Below are 20815 nucleotides of genomic sequence, written 5' to 3'. Positions count from 1 at the left end.
CTTAAATGGCCCTAGCATTGCGCCAATACCTATACTAGATATTACATTTACACCTATTGCGGGATAGGGTAATTATCGTCCATATATTCTCCTATTGACCCTCCTAGGCTATTAGTAATGGATATTCCTGTAACGTTTAAACCCTCTGATGGTATTGTAATCATATGGGTACCAGATAAATAAACCTCTCCATTACTCGGCATAACGAAATTCCCTAAATCCATATCGCTTTCTGGATTTCCTGGTGTCGTATTCCATCTAGTACCTAAGGTTAACAGTACAAATCCATCAGGAGCAGGAGCTGTACGGACCTGTAAAGAAGCGTCTCCTTTACCTGTAGCGTCATTAGTACTAATTTCTATAGTAACAGTAGACCCGGCAGGTGCCGTATAAATACCTGTTGTTCGGCTAAAAGCAATTGGGGTTTCTATTGATATGCTAATCGTCATTGAATCACTTCCCCCATTACCATCGTTAACCGTCAGTTCTACATCATAATCACCGGTATTTGCATAGGTATGAGATGGATTCATTTGATTTGAAGTATTGCCATCACCAAAATTCCATGAATAGGTTAACGTGTCTCCGTTAGGGTCCGAAGAGCCGTTCCCTGCAAATAATACCACAGAATTAGGCGCAGCACTACTAGGGCCCGAAGCTACCGCATCCGGATCAATATTCATTACGGTTATCGTTAGGGTTGCACTTACTTCAGGGTTATTTCCATCATTTACCGTGTAAGTGATTTCATCCTCGCCGGAAAAACCATTGTTAGGAGTATAACTGATGATTGTTCCGGAGATGGTGGCATTACCGTTCGTAGGGCCAGTTCCTATACCCATCGCAAGGTTGTCATTTTCAGGATCATTGATTTCACCGGACAGTTCAATGGCATTGTTGCTAGAGTTACCATTTACCGTAACCGTAAAATCATTGGCCCTAGGCGGTTCGTTCGGCACCGCATTGACTTGTATGGTTAGCGTTCCGCTTACTGCAGGGTTGCTTCCGTCATTGACCGTGTAGTTGATTATGTCATTACCGGAAAAACCGTTGTTTGGGGTATAGCTGATAATCGTTCCGGAGATGGTTGCATTGCCATTAAAAGGTCCGCTTCCTATGCCCACGGTAAGATTGTCATTTTCAGGATCGTTGATTTCACCGGACAGTTCAATAGCATTATTACTGGAGTTAGCATCTACCGTAACCGTAAAATCGTTGGCCGTAGGTGGTTCGTTTACCGCCGCATTTACCTGTATGGTTAGCGTTCCGCTTACTGCAGGGTTGTTTCCATCATTGACCGTATAGATGATTTCGTCCTCGCCGGAAAAACCGTTGTTTGGGGTATAGCTGATAATCGTTCCGGAGATGGTTGCATTGCCATTAAAAGGTCCGCTTCCTATGCCCACGGTAAGATTGTCATTTTCAGGATCGTTGATTTCACCGGACAGTTCAATAGCATTATTACTGGAGTTAGCATCTACCGTAACCGTAAAATCGTTGGCCGTAGGTGGTTCGTTTACCGCCGCATTTACCTGTATGGTTAGCGTTCCGCTTACTGCAGGGTTGTTTCCATCATTGACCGTATAGATGATTTCGTCCTCGCCGGAAAAACCGTTGTTTGGGGTATAGCTGATAATCGTTCCGGAGATGGTTGCATTGCCATTAAAAGGTCCGCTTCCTATGCCCACGGTAAGATTGTCATTTTCAGGATCGTTGATTTCACCGGACAGTTCAATAGCATTATTACTGGAGTTAGCATCTACCGTAACCGTAAAATCGTTGGCCGTAGGTGGTTCGTTTACCGCCGCATTTACCTGTATGGTTAGCGTTCCGCTTACTGCAGGGTTGTTTCCGTCATTGACCGTATAGATGATTTCATCATCACCGGAAAAACCATTGTTTGGCGTATAAGTGATAACCGTTCCTGAGATAGTTGCAGTACCGTTGGCAGGGCCTGACCCTATGCCTACGGTAAGATTATCGTTTTCTGGGTCGTTGATTTCGCCGGAAAGTTCAATGGCATTATTGCTCGAGTTACCAGCCACCGTAGATGTAAAGTCGTTGGCCGTAGGCGCTTGGTTCGCCACCGCAGTAACTGCTATGGTCAGCGTTCCGCTCACTGCAGGGTTGTTTCCGTCATTGACCGTATAAATGATTTCATCGTCACCGGAAAAACCGTTGTTTGGCGTATAAGTGATAACCGTTCCTGAGATAGTTGCAGTACCGTTGGCAGGGCCTGACCCTATGCCTACGGTAAGATTATCGTTTTCTGGGTCGTTGATTTCGCCGGAAAGTTCAATGGCATTATTGCTCGAGTTACCAGCCACCGTAGATGTAAAGTCGTTGGCCGTAGGCGCTTGGTTCGCCACCGCAGTAACTGCTATGGTCAGCGTTCCGCTCACTGCAGGGTTGTTTCCGTCATTGACCGTATAAATGATTTCATCGTCACCGGAAAAACCGTTGTTTGGCGTATAAGTGATAACCGTTCCTGAGATAGTTGCAGTACCGTTGGCAGGGCCTGACCCTATGCCTACGGTAAGATTATCGTTTTCTGGGTCGTTGATTTCGCCGGAAAGTTCAATGGCATTATTGCTCGAGTTACCAGCCACCGTAGATGTAAAGTCGTTGGCCGTAGGCGCTTGGTTCGCCACCGCAGTAACTGCTATGGTCAGCGTTCCGCTCACTGCAGGGTTGTTTCCGTCATTGACCGTATAAATGATTTCATCGTCACCGGAAAAACCGTTGTCCGGAGTATAAGTGATAACCGTTCCTGAAATAGTTGCAGTACCGTTGGCAGGGCCTGTTCCTATGCCTACGGTAAGATTATCGTTTTCTGGGTCGCCAATATGCGGTTCCATATCTATACCATTGTTAACGGAATTTGTAAGAACGTTAACCGTAACGTCATTAGCTGTAGGTGATTGGTTTGCGACCGTAGTGACGGTAACCGTATATACGTTAGTCATACTACCCTCCGTAACCGTATACACAATAGGATTGCTAAAATCCTGTTCCACTCCGGACATGGGGTTCACGGATTCACCAATAAACTCTATGGTAGGAACCAATGCCGTGACATCTGTGCCAGCTGGCAATTCTACCATAATTTCCGTGTCCGTTATCACCCCTTCTACCCCATTAATACTAAACGAAGTTATTTCTGTAGTACTAGCTTGCTCAGTGACCGTTACTGTCCATTCTTTTTCATCACCGTTGGCTGCTGTGACCGAATAGACCACCGGGTTTGTAAAATCTTGCTGTTCTTCAGCTCCCGGTAAAACTGTAGCCCCCTCTGAAATAGTTAATACTGATGGAGTAGTATTCCGTTCACTTCCTTCCAGAACAGTTATAGATACGGTATGGTTCTCAGGGTCGATTTGTGTCGTACCAATCTGTTCAGGTAGAGAAAAAGTTAGAATGTTATTCTCTCCGGATGAGAGTTCCTCCACCACTTCAAGGATTACCTCTGTTGTAATCACCTGTCCGTTACCGTCCTGAAGATCAAACGTAAGAACCACCCTGCCCAATTCATTTGCTACGAAGTTATATCGAAAAGTACCAGGAACAATTTGAACATACGCATCAGTTTCCAGTCCCGTGCCGTCTTCCTTAGTCCATTCCCCTGAACCCAGGGTAATATTATAATTACGATCGTACGAAGTATATTCTGCTCCTTCATCACCAAGAGTCACCGTAATAATTGTAGCCCCTCCCACAAGAAGTTCCTTATCAGCAGCGGTGGCCGTCCATGTTACAGGCACATTTGCAAAAGTGTATATTAACTCAAGTTCCTCGGTAAAACCATATGAATCTTCTGCTTGAAAGAGAATCTTATGCTCTCCGGCTTCTGAACCTATATAATTCAAGTTGCGGGACAACCCATCAAAAGGATGCATTTCTCCCGGTACTAAGGGTTCTCCGTTATCATCCTCAAAAAAACCTTTCCCTTCCTCTACCGTATACTTAAAGTTATAGGTAATTCCTTCTAAAATTTCCTCTGGAGATACTATTAGTACCGTTGGAAGAGATTCGTTAACATACCCTTCCTCCGTATGATTTCCCAAAAGATCAAACTCTACTTCAGTTACAAGATTAACCTCCTTCGTACACGCGATAAGGACGGCCAACATCATAAAAAAATATACCGAATATTTATAGCTCTTGCTCATATCGTTTTGGGACTCAAATATCTAAATAAACATTTACTTACTAGCTCTTGCTCAAAATTTTACATCGTTAGTTAGGTCTAAATACCGAAAACATAAAGGTCAAGCAATTAACTTTTGAGAGAAAGCACTGCACCTTTAGTATTAAAGACAATTAAACTCAAATATAGAAGAGATAATTAAAACAGAAAAATTATAGCATTATTGCCATAGAATGCGTTTTTTGGTGCAAAGGGCACCAGTGATTTAATTCAAGTTTATTTTACACAAATCAACTTGAATTTAAACGGCTCCGAGAATTCATTGCCATCAGAGCAGAAACCATTCATAACTTATTTTAAATTATGAATGAGCTAGAAATACCTCAATTAACATCTATATCTAAATGATTAAAATGAAATAAGGCTTTAATCAGTTTATTTACAAAAACTAAAGCTTAGTCAGAATTAGAAAGATATGGGTATCGCTTAATTTCATGAGTTCATCTAACAATTTCTGCAAACTCAATTGGTTTTTTACTACCACCTTTAAATGAATATTTTAGCCTCCCGCTACCCTATTGACAAGTAAATTGAAGTTCAATTGGTTTTCTGGGTTCAAAATCTATATCGTCTCTATAGTCAATCAACTCAAAATTATGCTCTGGCCAAACAATGTTGGTGGGGTTACAGGAGTTGTAAACAATACAGTCTACTATTTTATTCGCACCCGTACCTTCGGCAGTGCCAAAAGCTGCAAATATTAATGAGTTAGAGGTAGGTACTCCCCTATTCTGTCCCAAATCACCACATATAATTTGCTTGGCACGTATTCTGGTAAAAGTTACGTTTTTGGAACCTTCTACAGAAGAAACCACACCATTGCCCATTTCTAGAAAATCTACATCTTCAACCCATCCGCCAAAGCCACCACGGGCACCTTCCGTATTCTGGTCTTCAAATAATACACCTACACCCGTAGGGCTATTGTTACCTACGATCAAACCTTTTTTAATTTGTTGTCCGGCACTTTTATAGATACTAATGTTATCTTCCGTCCATGCGATATTCCGGTCATTTATTACCGAAAAATTCTCTAACAATCCGCCTATACATTTATCATATTGTACAAATTGCCCTCTAGGATATGGACCTCTCATATTATGCCCTTCAATATAGGTCAATATAGAATCATCGCACTGGTTTAAGCTAATACCCGTAGAACCATCTGTAACTTTTACATTGGTAATCACTAGATTTTGAGATTGAATACCTTCTATACAATTTCTTGTAGCATCCGGTAAAGGACCGCTAGACGGGGCATTGGTATAGGTAATGGAACAATTATCTATGGTTAGATTCTCGGCATTTGCGAATTTAATGCCGGTATAGGCACCTGTATACTCAATAATACAGTTGGTTATGACTACGCCAGAAAAGTTATTTATTTCGATTCCATGCTGATTAGAAGTTTTAATATATAGATTTTCTATGCGTTGGTTGTTAGCGCTAACTATAATAGGACCTGATTCCTGAAGATTAGATTTGCAAATATTTCCGCTTAGAGACGGTACTATGGTATACGTTACTGTGGTGCCGTTTTCTGAAGTTACCGTATAGGTAATCTCACTACTAAAATCTTGAACAGTATTGGATTCCGGACTCACTGTTGCTTCCGAAGATAAGGTAATGGTAGGTGTCAATTCCTGGATGGCAACGCTATAGGGGTTCAGTTCTACATGAATTGTTTTGTTATCCTTATCCAATGTGCCCATGATATCCGTAACAAGACCTTCATTATCTGCGGAACTAAATCTAAACTCCGTTATTTCGGGGTCGATACTTACCACCGGTGTTTCCGGAGTATCTTCTGGGGACTCTTCCGGACTAGCCTCTGGTGTTACATCAGGAGGTGTATTTGCAGTGTTAGGCTCACTAAATGCATCGGTATCCGATGAACAAGAGCCTAGTTGCAATGCTAGAAATGCCAATACCAGTAATACTGTAGTATTGAAGTATGAAAATTTACGCATAGTTCTAGCCATAATGGGTGTTTAATTCATTAATACATAACTAAATAGATTCGCATTACATTTGAAAAACCTACTCCCTTTGGATAACTATTTTTTAGGCTGATTGTTGTTCTTAAAGAGGAAACATTTTACTGCAAATAGGTCTAATTACTCTTTTTAATTGAAGTACGCTATACTTTGGCTTAATTCGTGTGGGGCAGTAAACTACCTCTAGGCAAGCCCACGAGACATTAAAAAGTATACCCTTTGATTTCGAGGCAGGCCTCGGATTATTTAAACTCGATTATCGAGTAAAAATCAATACTTTAAATCTCGTAGATCAATTAAACTTTAAACCAGAACACTAATGAAAAAATTCTACTTTAAATTCTTATTCGTTTTAGTATTACCGCTCTCCATGAATGCTCAAAGCCTAGATACACTGGTGGATGTAGGAGGTTACAAAATGCATTTCAATATTATAAAAGGAGAAGGGACCCCCATTCTCTTTGAAGCTGGTGGAGGTAATGATGCTTCCGTTTGGGAACCCATTTTAGAAAAAATTCATGACGTTACCGGTACAACACTAATTACCTATGACCGGTCAGGATTTGGAACAAGTGAATTAAATCCGAAGTTAAAAAACGATGCCGATTATGGAATAGAAAATGGAATTAAAGAATTAGAAATAGGTCTTTCTAAATTAGGATACGACAAGGATATTATTTTAGTTTCCCACTCCTACGGCGGACTCTACAATCTACTGTACACCCGTAAACATCCTAAAAAGGTGAAATCCATTGTTTTAATAGATGCCACGCCCATTGATTTCTGGAATGACGAATTATTGGCCATGAGAGATATGAATGTGGATATAAGTACTATTCCAAAGGGTACCGGTGATTATTATATGAATGCTAATTATAATGAAACGATGCGTTCTATAAAAGGTATGCAGTTCCCAAAACATACGCCTATTACCAGCATTTTTCCAGAAAACTCATTTCCGTATTTTCCTGAGGTGCTTTCAACTAGATGGAAAAAACTACAGGACGAGCTAGCCGAAAAAAACAAAAATGTAACTCCGATTATTGCCAAAGGCAGTGGTCATGCCGTTTTTGAAGATAATCCTGCGTTAATCATCAATACCATTATAAAAGCTTACTCAGAAACGTTAGCTAAAGACCAGCAAAATGTGGTGTTAGAAAAGGCGCTGAACAATGCTATAACATTAGCTATTGAAACTAGAGTACATAGCCGTTCAGAACATGATTTGAATACATTAGGGTATTCATTTATGCAAACCGAAGAACTTGATAAGGCTTTAGAAGTTTTTAAAGTGACTACTATTTTGTTTCCAGAAAGTGCTAATGCATATGATAGTTATGGCGAAGCTTTATTAGCGGCTGACAAGAAAACAGAAGCCATTGAAATGTACAAGAAATCTATTGAATTAAACCCTGAGAATGAACATGGAAAAGAGGTGCTACTTCAATTGAAACAAGAATAACAACATTGCAGTACTTTCTATACTCAACCGTTTTACACGCAATCCATAAATAAACATTTAGTAAGATATATCATACACTTATGTAATCACATTTCTATATATTTTACGATATTTGGTTCGTTAATTTTTCAGATCCTTTTCTTAGCCACAGTAAATGAAAACTAAAAGCAGTTTCCCTCTTAAACTTACGCAACGGCGAAACATTGCCATTTTAAATAGTTTTCAGATGGATGCCGAAAGACTCATTGTAGTTACGAAGAGAATTTTTCAAGAATATAATTTTAGAACAGAAGAACAAACCAATAGTGTACATTTTATTTACCCAGTTGGGTTCACTACCCACTCGGGAGATAATGAACTAGCAGGCATGAGAACTTTACGGAAAGGTACTATTGAACTCATTGAGCTGCCTAGCCATACCATTGAAATTAAAAGTAGTATCAACCTAAAACACCTTGCTATTATAGCTACTGGTATAGGTCTCGTATTTTGTTTCGTGGGATATTATATTTCGGAAAGCGGTTGGCACATTAAACTTATAGTTTTCAGCCTAATTCTAATAGCAATGATTCTAGTAATAGGTAGAAAATCCATCAAAAATAGAGTTGCACGCATCCTAAAAGAAATAGTGGAAGGTGCATCTAAATCAACTTAAGAACATTTCAATGAAAAAAGTAATTCTAAGCCTATTTCTCATTCTATCCATAGTATCTTGCGATGATTGTAATACTGCTTGTGTCACAAGCCCGCCAGTCTTTTATTTTGAAATTATAGACAAGGCTTCCGGTGAAAATTTATTTACCAATGGTACTTATAGTAAAACTGACATCAGCGTAACAAACCTTGAAGACCAGAGCCAAGTTGAATTCGCCTTTGAGGAGGAGGATGACCTAAACATCATTTATATACATACAGGCTGGGAACCGGGAAGTGTTGCTTATAATCTTAAAATTGGTTCAGAATCCATTTTTAATTTATTTGCAACCCTTGAAACAAGAGAAAACGACTGTTGTACTACTACAGTTACTTCGGACTTTAGTATTGAAAACGCTGAGTACGAACAAGATAAAAATACCGGCAACTATAAAATTTTAGTAGAATAGAAATTCTTTTTTTGTATTTAAAAGTTTTACATTAACTTAGTAGGACGCCCCTTAAACTACTAGCATACAGTAGTATTTATTATCTTATTACCCTCTAATCTTAAACCTAAATACCATGGAACTACTATTAAAAGGGAACACCTACACTGACTTTTTTTTCATGCTTTTTGGATTAATTGGTGCTACGCTATACTTTGTAAAAGGTAGCTACACCCAAGGAAGCATTTTGGCGGTTATAGGACTAATATATCTGGTGAAAATTTTAGAGCGTTTATTTAAAAAAAGCTGAAAATCTTTTTTAATGAAACAAAACCGATTCCGAAATGGCTTTTTTGTCAAATGTTGGTCCATTCCATTCTAGACTAAATTGTGGTTTTCCTTTTTTGCCGTTTCTATAATACAGCTCAATGGGGTGTAATCCCGCCTTTAGCCTGTATTGTCCGCTCATTTTAGAATTTTTTATATACCCATAATCCGCATCAATAACGGTAGATTCGTGAATACGTAGCACCCCTCCAGCATTGGCATTTAGGTAAAAGGTGTAAGTTCCATCTGCAGGTACTTTTATGTAACCTTCAAAATATAATACCTTATTATTTTCCGAAACTTGGATTTCCGGGGATATTTGCATGGACACCCCAATTTTGGCCGGTGTTAGTGCCATTACGGAAGGAACCCAACGGAAATTACCCTCATAGGATTTCCATATTACTCCCTTTTTTAATCCGGTTGTCGCTACGCCAGGAATCAATGCTTGGTCATAAGGTCTAACTGCACTAGGATTGGGCATACGCTGCTGCAAGACACTCGCTTTCATTTCTTCTTGAAGTGTTACAAAATTAGCGGATCCCGCTAGGTTATCGGATTGGTCCATATCCTCAATTACATTGTAAATTTCAAAATCATCGTTCTCAGACTCTATATCATATCGAACACCCACATAATCACCTTTACGAATCATCTGCATCTGGTTTCTACGACGGTCTCGCAAATCGGCACTAAAATTATCATAACCGGGTGTTTTTCCATTCTGAAAATATTCAACATAAATAGAACTAGGCGCTTGATTTCCTTTTCCCGTTAAAGAAGGCAACAGAGAGGTTCCATCAGAGACTGCTGGAGCAGGATAACCAGCCACTTCGGAAAAGGTAGGCATCCAATCGTAAGATATGCTAGGGCTAGAAATAACTGTTCCCGGAGTAATAGCTTTAGGCCATCTTGCTATAGTAGGCATGCGTAAACCACCCTCCCAACAATCTCTCTTAATCCCGGTAAAAGGTCCGTAACTCTTAAAAAAGGTAGGCACAATAGGTTGGTTATCCAAATAGGATTCTACCGATGGTCCATTATCAGAAGTAAATATCACCAAGGTATTATCATCAATTTTAAGGTCTTTTAAAAGTTTAAGAATATCTCCTACGGCGAAATCTATCCTACGAGTGTCCGTAGCATACCTTTTGTAGACATCCGTCCACGGAACAGGTTTTTTACTGTTTTCGGGAACGTAGGTGGCATTGGCATAATCCGGGTGAATCCAAGAATCCACTTTACCACTGGCCGTATTTATCATTCTACCGGGCTCCCCAAGCCACTGTAGACCACCGTTAAGTCCGCCCCCTTTAGGATAGGCTTGTGTTGGCAGTTCCAAAACGGCATGCGGGGTATCATAGGCCAGATACATGAAAAATGGCTTATTTCTTTCCTCTCCCTTTTTATGGTCTACTATCCATTTTTTAGCGGCAGCGGTCCATAGATCGGCAGTATAGCATTTGTCCAGGTCGGGAGTAATATTGGTTCGGTTTTCATAAACTTCTTTGGTACCACGGTAAATACCTTCTTTTGGGTAATGCTCATGCCCATCACCATGTCTCATATACCCCAAGTAATAGTCAAATCCCTGATTTAAGGGATGTGAAGGCCAATTTGGGGCCTTTCCCTTCCCCTGCAATCCCCATTTTCCAATGGCTGCCGTTTTATAGTCTGCCTCTTGTAAAATAGACCCTAGGGTGTGGTTGTAAGCCAAGGCTTTATCAAACTGATTATCCCTAATATTGACATGCCCTTGACTTTGCCCCAATAATAACGATGCTCTGGATGGAGCACAAACGGGCGCAGCAGAATAATGCTGCGGCATTAGCGCCCCTTCATTTGCCATACGGTCTAAATTGGGGGTAAATTCCTGTGGTACACGCTTTCCTTCTTGAATTAATCTTTGATTTTGAAAAAGAACCCCTAAATCTCCAAAACCCAAATCGTCTGTTAGAATAAAAATTATATTCGGTTTTTGATACGTATCCGAAGTGGTTTGAGCGTTTAAACCCCAACTTATAAGAATCATTAAAATTGTAATAGTGTTGATGGATCGTAGTTTGTTGAAATGCGCCATATATAATGCTTGTTACTCTTTTTAAATTCTATTTTTATCGGAAAACAAAAGTGGTTACCGATTTTTCACTTACCGTAAATTTTCCGTCCTTCGGTTTTTCCAAAATCTTACTTTCTAAATTTTGCCCAATGTCGGTTATATAGCTACTTACCTTCTCGTATGGTTGAACATCTAGCTGCAATTTTAAATTTACAGCCGTATTCTTTTGGTTCACGGCCACTACCACCATGCTGTTATCCTTATTTTTATAAGCCGAAATCAATACCCCATTTTGTAATGTTTCCGTGGAAGTATCGTTTTTATAGATTGCAGAAATTCTTAAAGCTCCAGGACGAATGAAACGGGAGTAATTACCAAAGGCCCAGAGCAGTTTTGAATCATAAATGACGCCATCTTCCATATGCTTATCATGATAGATCAAGCCATCCTTAAAATCATACGGACTCATAGCTAACCACCAGTGCCAAACGCTTGCATTGGCAATAGTTAGATCAGCATGGATAACACGTGCCACGTACAAAGCAGTTTGCATACCCAAACCACTGCCCTTTCCCTTAATCTCCTCGTTGTTTTCTAAAATGCAATATTCGCTCATCTCATATTCCAAGTACGGATATTTCAATAGCTTCTCGGCTATACGTTCCCTCTCCCTTTTAAGCTTTTCTATAGGCCAGGTAGTAAAATAACTATGTGCCGCCACTTTAGGTGCTAGACTATTCAAACCTCCCAAATAATCAGGGCCTGATACATTAAAAAAAGTTTCGATCTGATTGCTCCTGTTATTGTGCTTCTTCTTTGTTCCGGTGAGGTAATCAATAGCGCCCGCCTCGGTAACTTCTAGTTGAGCAGGAATATTTTCAACTCGAAAAACGGAATCGATTACCCTAGCGGCCGAAGCCAACTCATTATTGTTCCAAGGAGAACCTTCTTGGCCGCCTTTCCATTCCCATTGCGGTTCGTTAAACGGACTTATATAATCAAAATCTACTCCTACACTATCCTTAAAATGATGAAATACATTTACAAGAAAATTAGCATAGGCACCATAATTCTCGGTTGACAGATTCGCTGATAAACCATCCTCCGAATGTCCCTTCCCATTTTTAGTAAGCTGAATGGGCGGGCTGTTCACAAAAGCTATAAATTGGTTGACTCCCCTATCTTTGGCTGCCTTTAAAAACCATTGCTGTCCGGCTTGTTTTTGCCAGTTGTACGTGCCATTGTTACGTAAAAAACCTTCCGTTCTTCGCCATGGGTCCTTTATACCACTGCTATCTCCTTGAGCCTCACTTCCCGCTCCAATATTAAAGCGCCAAGCAGATAGTCCTATTCCTTTTGGAGAACCTTGGGCATTGGTCTCCATGCTGAACAACCAGTCTGCCATTTGGTTTCTTTTCTCATCTGGCCACAAACCTGTAAATTGGGCCGCCCATGCATCCGAAGCCGCAAAATTATGTAGAGTTTGATGTTCTATATCCTTATTGATATAAACCTCTATACTAGAATTCTGCGCCATTACCTTACAGCAAATGCCAAATACAAATACTGTCAAAAGTAACTTCTTTATGTTCTTCACGATTTTATTCTTTTATTCTATCTACTTCTTTGCTTTAGGGGAGACTTTTAGAACACTTCCGGCATTGGTAAAATGACCGTTTTTTAAATCACCTTCACAGGCCATCAAGAGTTGGTTTTTCAGTTCTTGTAGTTTCTGTGGATATTCTTCGGACAAATCATTAGCTTCCTTAAAATCATCGGGCAGATAAAACAGTTCAAAAACTTCCTTCTTCAAATCTGTTCTGATTTTCCAGCCTTTCCGGGTAATCAGGGTTGGACCGGTATAGGAAGAGTACACTACAAACTCATGTTCCTTTTCCGAATTTTGACCTAACAGTTCATCATAAAAAGACAATCCATCTGTACGCACCAATCCTGAAAAACCCGTAATTTCTGCCACGGTTGCTAGAAAATCATAATTAGCAACTAACTGGTGCGAAGTTCCTCCTGCGTTTATTTTAGCAGGCCACTTAACAATTAACGGCACTTGAATTCCGCCTTGGAGATTACTCCGCTTCATACCGGCACGCCCTCCATTGCCATCAAATATATCTCCGGACAAATGGCTGTAATATTTATGCTTTACATCATCAAAACGTTTGCCTGTTCTATTATTAGAATATGGTTTTTCTACACGCCCTTCCTGCGCATAATAAATTTCATGTCCGTTGTCTGCCGTAAATATGATCAGCGTCTTGTCATCAATTTCAAGTTCTTTCAACTTTTGCATAATCTGCCCTACATTGTCATCTAAGATCTTTACCATAGAAGCATACTCTTTTTCAACGGACGTTAACCTATGGTCATTAACAAAATCCGGATGTATTTTAGGAATAGCTACAGGACCATGCGGTAATTGGGTGGGGAAGTACAAAAAGAAAGGTTGCTCTTTATTTACATTTATAAAATTTAGGGCCTTGTTCATGAACAAATCTTGGGAGTATTGTTCCTTCCCTTCCCTATTTTTCCTTTCCTTAAAGTTTTTGGGTGTTTCCGGTTCACCGGACTTACCACAATTAGCAAGAGTATTGCCTTCTATAGGTACCAATTTCCCATCTTCAAATAGAAACGGAGGGTAAAATCCATGCGCACGAACGTGATCTAAATAACCGTAATAATAGTCCCAACCGTGTCTTTTCATTTGATAATCGGTCGTAGAAAAACCCCACTCCAGCTTTCCTATTTGTGCCGTCTTATACCCTGCTTCTTGAGCTACCTGCCCCAAAAAAACTTGACTCTCCGGTATTGGCGTCAACGCACTATTCACCAGTTTCTCTATTTGGTCTTGAGTATATTCTCCCGTACTTAACCTTTTATACAGCGCGCCCGGTGTAATCTCAAAACCTCGTTCATGACTATCGTGAAGACCAGTAATCAAAGATGCACGGGCCGGAGCACATAGCATGTTGGAATAGGCATTGGTAAACCGTAGCCCCTCTTTTGCCAGTTGATCAATATAGGGCGTCTTTATAATTTTTTGTCCTTCATGACCTAATAACCCAATCCCTAGATCATCTGCATATATGAGAATAATGTTGGGTTTTTGAACGGTAGCAACACTACTTTTATATTCCTGCGCAAAACCGCAAAACAATCCTAGCAGTATAACCAAAACGGTTATATATCTTTTCTGAATATTTGCATTATACATCATGCGCTAAAATTCATTAATGGGATTATATTAGATTGTGTCCAAGCTATTTTCTATTTGTTCTACAACAGGTACGGAAAGCAGCCTATAGCCCTCTTTTGTATAATGCACATTGCCAGGGCCAGCAGTATGTTTCTGATGAATCTTTTTTGAAATCCGGTTAAGCGAATTTACGGGGATACCGTGTTTTACCATAACCTCAATAGCCACCTCATTGTATATTTTATCTGACTCTACAAAGCGCCCCACTTCACCCTTGGGCACATAACTGATGGTAGCAAAAATGAGTTGGGCCCCGGTCTTTTTTAAGCGAACAACTAGCTTTTCTAAATTTGCGGCATATTCCTCCGGAGTAAAGGTAACTGTGCCTTTTATCTTATCTCTGTTCCCTACTTCTTTTGAGTCTGGATGGCGATAACATAAATCCCACAAGCCCCAATTAAAATGAATCACATTCCATTGTGTATCTCCCAACCACTCTTCTAATTTTTCAAGTCCCGTACCCGTGTGCTGAGCATTTCCTTCGTTATGGAATACATTGGCCCTATCCTTCAAAGCCGTTTTCACATATGGTGTATAGCCTATAGAAATAGAATCACCTATAATGAGAACGTTAGGTTTGGTGTCCTGTTCAAAACCTACTAAAATTCCGCATAATGCGATAATCAGAAGCAATTGTTTTTTCATTCGTACGCATATTTAATAAATTTATAGGAAGCAGGGTTATCTATTTTGAACCTTGCTAAACCATCTTCCTTTATATATACCGATTTAGATTCTCCACCTTCCAAATTTGTGAACATTACGTTTTTGTTTTTTAAAAACCGTAATTTCAATTCCGTTTCAGAATCATTATTTTCTAACTCTCTAAACAATAATAAATAACCTGATTTTCTATTCTCTTTGTACCACTGAAAACCTGACCAACTTTTATTATTAGGCTCATTACCAATAGAAAACACATAGCTATCGTACATCTCCTTTCTATGTTTTTTATAAACCTTTAATAGTGCTTTTATTTCTTCCCTACTGTTTTGCTCGTAGTTTTGAGTTTCTTGAAAAAACAAAGGAGTCCCTACTAAACCGATAGCTACAGCATAAGGGTCGGTATGCAAATACGCATCGCTGACCTTTTTATTGGTCATACCGGTATTTTGAATAGAAGTTTGAAACTTATTGATATTTGTATAGCTGGTTAAATGCCAAATATCCCGTAAAACCAAATGTGGAATGTAAACCACATTTTCAGGCTTATCCGGTTTGCGGTTTTCTAAATAAACACTGCCGTACTCTTTGGCCCAAAAATATCCAAAACGTGGTGCATTCTCTGTTAAATCCCAATTAACACGAACTTGCTGGTTGGTATACAGAATAAACTTTCTAATTTTACCCATGAGCTTTTCCATATTCTCATGCGTACCCAAACTTGCAAAATCTAATTTATAAGTGACAAAATTGGCCTGGTCATAACTGTTTTTTAAAGCTTCATAGGTAACTGGCATTGCCGCTGCCCACAGTCCAAGCTTCACTCCCGTTTCTTTTGATTTGTTTACAACGTTCTGCCATCCTTTTGGATACCAATCTTTGCGTAAACCCCAATCTTTATTCTGCCAACCGTCATCAATTTGTTGTATATCGATACCTAAATCTGCCTGAGATTCTAGCTCTAGCAATATATTCTCTTCTTGGGAAGCCGTTTTGCCCCTACCAGAACCCCACGTATTTGCCTGTATATAAATGTCCCTATCTTCATCTATAGGGTAACGAATACGATCAAACTTTTTAAGAGCCAGCTCACTCCCATATTCACCACCCGAATAAGCAATGCTCCATGATGGCCAACACCATTTATATTCTTCACTATTCAATTCCGAAGAAAACAGTGATGTTCCTGTATTCTCAATACCATTTTCACCAATGACAAACTCACCTGTATCTACCCCATATTGATTGACGCATTTGTGTGATTCTTTAACCACTATAATACCAGAGCCTTCTTCATCTACTCGCACCATATTGCTCCATTGAACTTTTTGCGTTTCCTCTACCCGGGAGGTCTCTATCTTTATCAATGGCGTTTCCGTTTTATTACGGTGTTGCGTATCATTATAATATCCTATATGGGTCGTAGTTTTATTTTTGTTTGAAACCGGTAAAAAATCGACGCGGCCTGTAGCTACCATTTTTTCTGCTTGAATAGCTTCTCCACAATCAATGTACCCTATTAAAGAATACCCGTTAGGTGCTTCGGTTCTCAACTCTTCCAAGCGATTTACCATATTAGAAGAAATTTTCACTTTACGATTACCCTTTTCATAAATGAACACCTCGCTTACTTGAGCACGTTTGCCTTTTACTTTATCAAAAAAAACACGAAAAGTACCGTCATGTAGAATAGTTGAAGGTAAGTCTATTTGCCTAGCCTCATAGCGCCGCTTCTCATTTTTATAATCCGGCAATTTTGCCTCCTTAATTACTTTTTCATTAATTTCACCATCAACACTAGTTACCCTAACATTCTGTACAAGCCCTTCTCCTTTAAAATCCCACCAAGTAAAACCAAGTTTATATTGCTTTTCCGGGTCTAGCCCTTTTACATGGTACTGTACCGAATTTTCATTTTGCGCAGTTGTTGCTATATATCTTTCAGCAGTCTCACCTGAGAAATAATCAAAATTTGAAGTACCATTTACTAAATCATAGCTGAAATTATTTTTAGGTCTCAAATCCGATTCATCCATATATTTTTTCGCATCACCTTTAATAAAAAGTTGGGTACGAATGCCAGGTGCATCAGGGTACGCCCAAATAACATATTTAACCGAGCTCTCTATTTTAGGGTATTTGAACTCGGCAACTATCTCAATATGTTCAGAAGTAAATTTCTTATCATCAGACCTTTTGGCCGTCAAGGAAATTAAATTTCCTCTTGTATCGCCATTAATTAAGCCGTAGTATGCCCAATCACATTTTACACCAACTGATGGTGCGGAGTACGTTTCATCTGTATCTATATTTTTAAACGCTGTTGTTATAAAACCACTTTTTGTTAATTGCCAAGTACGTTCTACGTTGCCCGTAGAAACTATTAACCGATTTTCTATAGAGCGTACATTTGCTTTTTTTAAACTGAAATCTAGCGATGGTAGAAATCCTTGCGCTTTATCTTGGCATGACGCGAAGTGACTACAAAACAAAAAGATGAAAAAGTAATTCAATGGGAATTTCATAATACTTTGATTTCAGGAAAATACGTGTTTGTGTAAACTAAAATAGTACCATCATAAAGAGGCCCAAAAAGATGGACCTCTTTCAACAAAATTAACTAACTCTCAATCACAATATTATTTAACGTTCAGATAGGTTTCTTGACTAAAAGTAAACACCTCTGATGGCGTTCGAGCTTCTTTAAACAAAGCCTTCATCTCTTCAATTACTTCCGGATATTTTTCTGCCAAATTATTTTTTTCGGAAACATCCTCACTTATATCATACAGTTGAATAGGTATACCGGAACCTTTAAAAACATCATACTTTACTGCCTTCCAATTCCCCTTACGAATGGCCTGTCTACCTCCTTTTTCATGAAATTCCCAATACAGGTATTCATGATTTTTCTGTTGATCGTTGTTTCCTAAAAGGGTGGGTAAAAACGAAATTCCGTCTAAGCCTTCGGGAGCTTCAATACCTGCTATGTCCGAAAAAGTAGGAAACACATCCCAAAAAGCCGATACTAACTCCGTTGTACTTCCCGGCTTGATTTTACCTGGCCATGAAGCAATCATAGGAACTCTAATTCCTCCTTCATAAAGGTCTCTTTTCGTTCCGCGAAACGGTCCATTACTATCAAAATAATCCGGATCAGCACCACCTTCTGTATGCGGACCATTATCTGAAGTAAAAACAACAATGGTATTATCCGCTATACCCAACTTTTCTAACTTGGCCACAATTTCACCAACTTGGGCATCTAATAGATGAACCATAGAAACAAATGCTGCATGGGGTTGTTCCTGTGAGCGATAAGGCCCTTGATTAAACTCTGGACCGTCATCTACACCTTCATAAGGGGTTTCCGGCGGAAACTCACCTCTGTACCTTTTCATGATTTTTTCAGGAGCCGCCAATTCTGCATGCGGTATAATGGAGGCCACATACAAAAAGAAAGGATTGTCTTTATTCAGCTCTATAAACTCTAATGTTTTTTCATGAATCAACCCCGGCGCATAGGTTCCGTTATTTCCTCCCGTATTATCCTTAAGAACCAAAGAATCTTTATTGGCCCATAGGTGACCTGGATAGTAATTGTGCCCCAACCGTTGACAGTTATACCCAAAAAATGTATCAAAACCTTGGTTTAAGGGATCTCCTTCAGATCCCGGAAACCCTAAGCCCCATTTACCAAAAGCCCCTGTAGAATATCCTGCTTTTTTCACGGCTTCTGCCATAGTAAAGGTATTGTCCGGTAAAGGATATTGGCCTTCTGGCATGATTTCCTTATTTCCCCTAACAACGGTATGACCGGTGTGCATACCCGTTAATAAAGCCGACCTAGAAGGTGCACATACCGTACTACCGGAATAATGCTGGGTAAACAGCATACCGTCTTTTGCTAGCTTATCTATATTGGGAGTTCTGAATTTTTGTTGGCCATAGGCACTCAAATCTCCATACCCAAGATCATCTGCCAAAATGTAGACAATATTAGGTCTGGCATTAGCTGTTTCAGTAGTATGCTCACTTGCTTCAGTGCAATTTTTTTCCTTGTTTTTACACGAGAAAACCAAAGTGCCCAGCAAAATAAAATAAAGAAGTTGTTTCATATTCTAAACTTAGTAAGTACCACAGCACATGAGATTATACGCTGTGGCAGTTATACTTATCCTTTTAATTATCGGTACCCATTATTTGTAGGATCTGATTCCAATAGGTTTGGATTAAGTTCCAACTGATTCTGAGGAACCGGAAGTAGCACATGGTACGGCTGAATGTTAGCCGCTGGGTTGTTCCACGGTCTGTGTTGAACGGTCTGTACCGTTTCTAACAATATACCCCAACGTATAAGATCCATTCGGCGATGGCCTTCTGCACTTAACTCAAACTTACGTTCATCATACATAGCCTCCCTGAATTCTTCTTTGGACAAACCGCTCCATGGTTGGTCTGGCTCAAAAGCTCTTTCCCTAACCTTATTCACATAAAAATATGCAGTCCCAGGACCATTCAACTCGTTTTCTGCCTCAGCTGCCATTAAATACACATCAGCCAAACGAAAAACAATGTAATTTTCTGGGTGATTTCCACGTAGGGAATTCTCTTGATCTAAATTCCAATTTTTTCGGAAGTAAGGGAATGCTAGTTTCCATCCTAAATACTCAGTTACAATAGTTGCATCATATCTTAGATCACCATCTTGCCAGTTTTCTTGTAAAGCAAACTCTGGTAGTGGTACTGACCAACCGTAACCGGTCATATCTTCAGCTTGATCACGTAACAAACCTTGAAATATGTTTACTTTACTTCCCGAGACCCCATTTACAATAGTGTCATTATTTCTTCCTGCAGGTTCATCTCTAATACGTGGGTTATAATCATCTGTTCTTGTTGTGGCCAAGTTTCCGTCATAATCCGCTTCAAAATCTATTACAAAAATATATTCTTCATTATATTGATTGCTAGGATCAGACTGATTAAAAACATCGGCATAATTATCTAATAACCGGTGCGCTCCACCATCTATTACAACATCACACTCCGCTTTTGCCAAAGCCCATTCCTCATCAAAAAGATGGTATTTTGCCTTTAAAGTTGCAGCGGCCCATTTACTAGCTCTACCTAAATCATTACCTGAGTACGAGCCAGGTAATAAAGCAAATGCCCTTGCTAAATCTTCCTTCATAGCACTTCTTATCTCTGCTTTTGAAGTTCTTCCTAACACAGATCTTTCTAATACTGGTAACTGCTCCGTATAAAAAGGTACGTCTCCCCATAAATTGGTAAGGTGGTAATAAGCCAAAGCCCTTAGAAAAAGTAACTCCCCTAACCTACTGCTCTTAGCATCATCGGACAAGTTCTCGTTCCCTTCAATATTAGAAATAAATTCGGTTGTGTTATTTACCACGCGATACAACTGTATCCAAGTACCGTTACCATCTGCCGTCCCTTCTTGAATCAGGTAGTTATGGATAGCCCCGTTAACATCCCTATTAGCTGCCTGAATGTCCGCTCCGCTCGTGTAATAATTATCTAACCCGCGTTGCCTGTACACATTATTATCATGAAATAACCTGTATACACCATTAACAGCCAATTCTGCTTCTTTGTCATTTGTAAAAAAGGCATCTGGTGTAATTTGATCTCTTAAATCCTCTTCCAAGAAATCATTGCATGAACTTAAAACAAGAAAGCCCACAAGTAATATCAAAAATTTACTCATTATTTTAGTTTTCATA

At 39.5% G+C, this 20815-nt stretch carries 13 protein-coding genes; 4 read left to right on the top strand and 9 right to left on the bottom strand.

What is annotated here, in order from left to right; all coding sequences use genetic code 11:
* Positions 1–53: 53 nt before the first annotated feature.
* On the bottom strand, positions 54–4169 hold the full coding sequence (locus IWC72_RS13200) for an Ig-like domain-containing protein (protein ID WP_194530067.1): 4116 nt from the start codon (positions 4167–4169) through the stop codon (positions 54–56).
* Between the two features lie 553 nt (positions 4170–4722).
* Positions 4723–6189, bottom strand: coding sequence for a DUF5018 domain-containing protein (locus tag IWC72_RS13195; protein WP_194530066.1), 1467 nt, complete (start codon positions 6187–6189; stop codon positions 4723–4725).
* Positions 6190–6523: 334 nt separating this feature from the next.
* On the opposite strand from IWC72_RS13195, the gene IWC72_RS13190 reads away from it, so the two are divergent.
* From IWC72_RS13190 to IWC72_RS13175, 4 genes are all read left to right on the top strand, one after another.
* Positions 6524–7666, top strand: a complete 1143-nt coding sequence (locus IWC72_RS13190) for an alpha/beta fold hydrolase (protein ID WP_194530065.1) — start codon at positions 6524–6526, stop codon at positions 7664–7666.
* A gap of 154 nt (positions 7667–7820) precedes the next feature.
* Complete coding sequence (locus tag IWC72_RS13185) at positions 7821–8321, top strand: hypothetical protein (RefSeq protein WP_194530064.1); 501 nt, start codon at positions 7821–7823, stop codon at positions 8319–8321.
* A gap of 10 nt (positions 8322–8331) precedes the next feature.
* Positions 8332–8769, top strand: a complete 438-nt coding sequence (locus tag IWC72_RS13180; RefSeq protein ID WP_194526628.1) for a hypothetical protein — start codon at positions 8332–8334, stop codon at positions 8767–8769.
* 115 nt (positions 8770–8884) lie between these two features.
* Positions 8885–9058 carry a hypothetical protein gene (locus IWC72_RS13175; RefSeq protein ID WP_194526627.1) on the top strand — a complete coding sequence of 58 codons (174 nt, stop codon included), beginning with the start codon at positions 8885–8887 and terminating at the stop codon, positions 9056–9058.
* Between the two features lie 9 nt (positions 9059–9067).
* On the opposite strand, the gene IWC72_RS13170 is transcribed toward IWC72_RS13175, so the two are convergent.
* The 7 genes from IWC72_RS13170 to IWC72_RS13140 form a co-directional block, all read right to left on the bottom strand.
* On the bottom strand, positions 9068–11155 hold the full coding sequence (locus IWC72_RS13170; RefSeq protein WP_194530063.1) for a sulfatase-like hydrolase/transferase: 2088 nt from the start codon (positions 11153–11155) through the stop codon (positions 9068–9070).
* 34 nt (positions 11156–11189) lie between these two features.
* Entirely contained in the window at positions 11190–12731 is a 1542-nt protein-coding gene (locus IWC72_RS13165) for a glycoside hydrolase family 30 protein (protein WP_194530062.1), read from the bottom strand.
* 21 nt (positions 12732–12752) lie between these two features.
* Positions 12753–14366, bottom strand: coding sequence for an arylsulfatase (locus tag IWC72_RS13160; RefSeq protein ID WP_226968034.1), 1614 nt, complete (start codon positions 14364–14366; stop codon positions 12753–12755).
* A 27-nt stretch (positions 14367–14393) separates the two neighbouring features.
* A complete protein-coding gene (locus IWC72_RS13155; RefSeq protein ID WP_226968033.1) occupies positions 14394–15050 on the bottom strand; it encodes an SGNH/GDSL hydrolase family protein in 657 nt (218 codons plus the stop codon).
* Positions 15047–17593, bottom strand: a complete 2547-nt coding sequence (locus IWC72_RS13150; RefSeq protein WP_194530061.1) for an alpha-amylase family protein — start codon at positions 17591–17593, stop codon at positions 15047–15049. The genes IWC72_RS13155 and IWC72_RS13150 overlap by 4 nt, the downstream gene beginning before the upstream one ends.
* Before the next feature lie 114 nt (positions 17594–17707).
* Positions 17708–19186, bottom strand: a complete 1479-nt coding sequence (locus tag IWC72_RS13145; RefSeq protein WP_194530060.1) for an arylsulfatase — start codon at positions 19184–19186, stop codon at positions 17708–17710.
* Positions 19187–19254: 68 nt separating this feature from the next.
* Positions 19255–20814 carry a RagB/SusD family nutrient uptake outer membrane protein gene (locus IWC72_RS13140; RefSeq protein ID WP_194530059.1) on the bottom strand — a complete coding sequence of 520 codons (1560 nt, stop codon included), beginning with the start codon at positions 20812–20814 and terminating at the stop codon, positions 19255–19257.
* Position 20815: the final 1 nt, after the last annotated feature.

Source organism: Zobellia roscoffensis (genome assembly GCF_015330165.1).
Classification (GTDB): domain Bacteria; phylum Bacteroidota; class Bacteroidia; order Flavobacteriales; family Flavobacteriaceae; genus Zobellia; species Zobellia roscoffensis.
The sequence above is the reverse complement of the archived record's forward strand: the minus strand, read 5'-3'. Positions and strand labels throughout refer to the sequence as shown.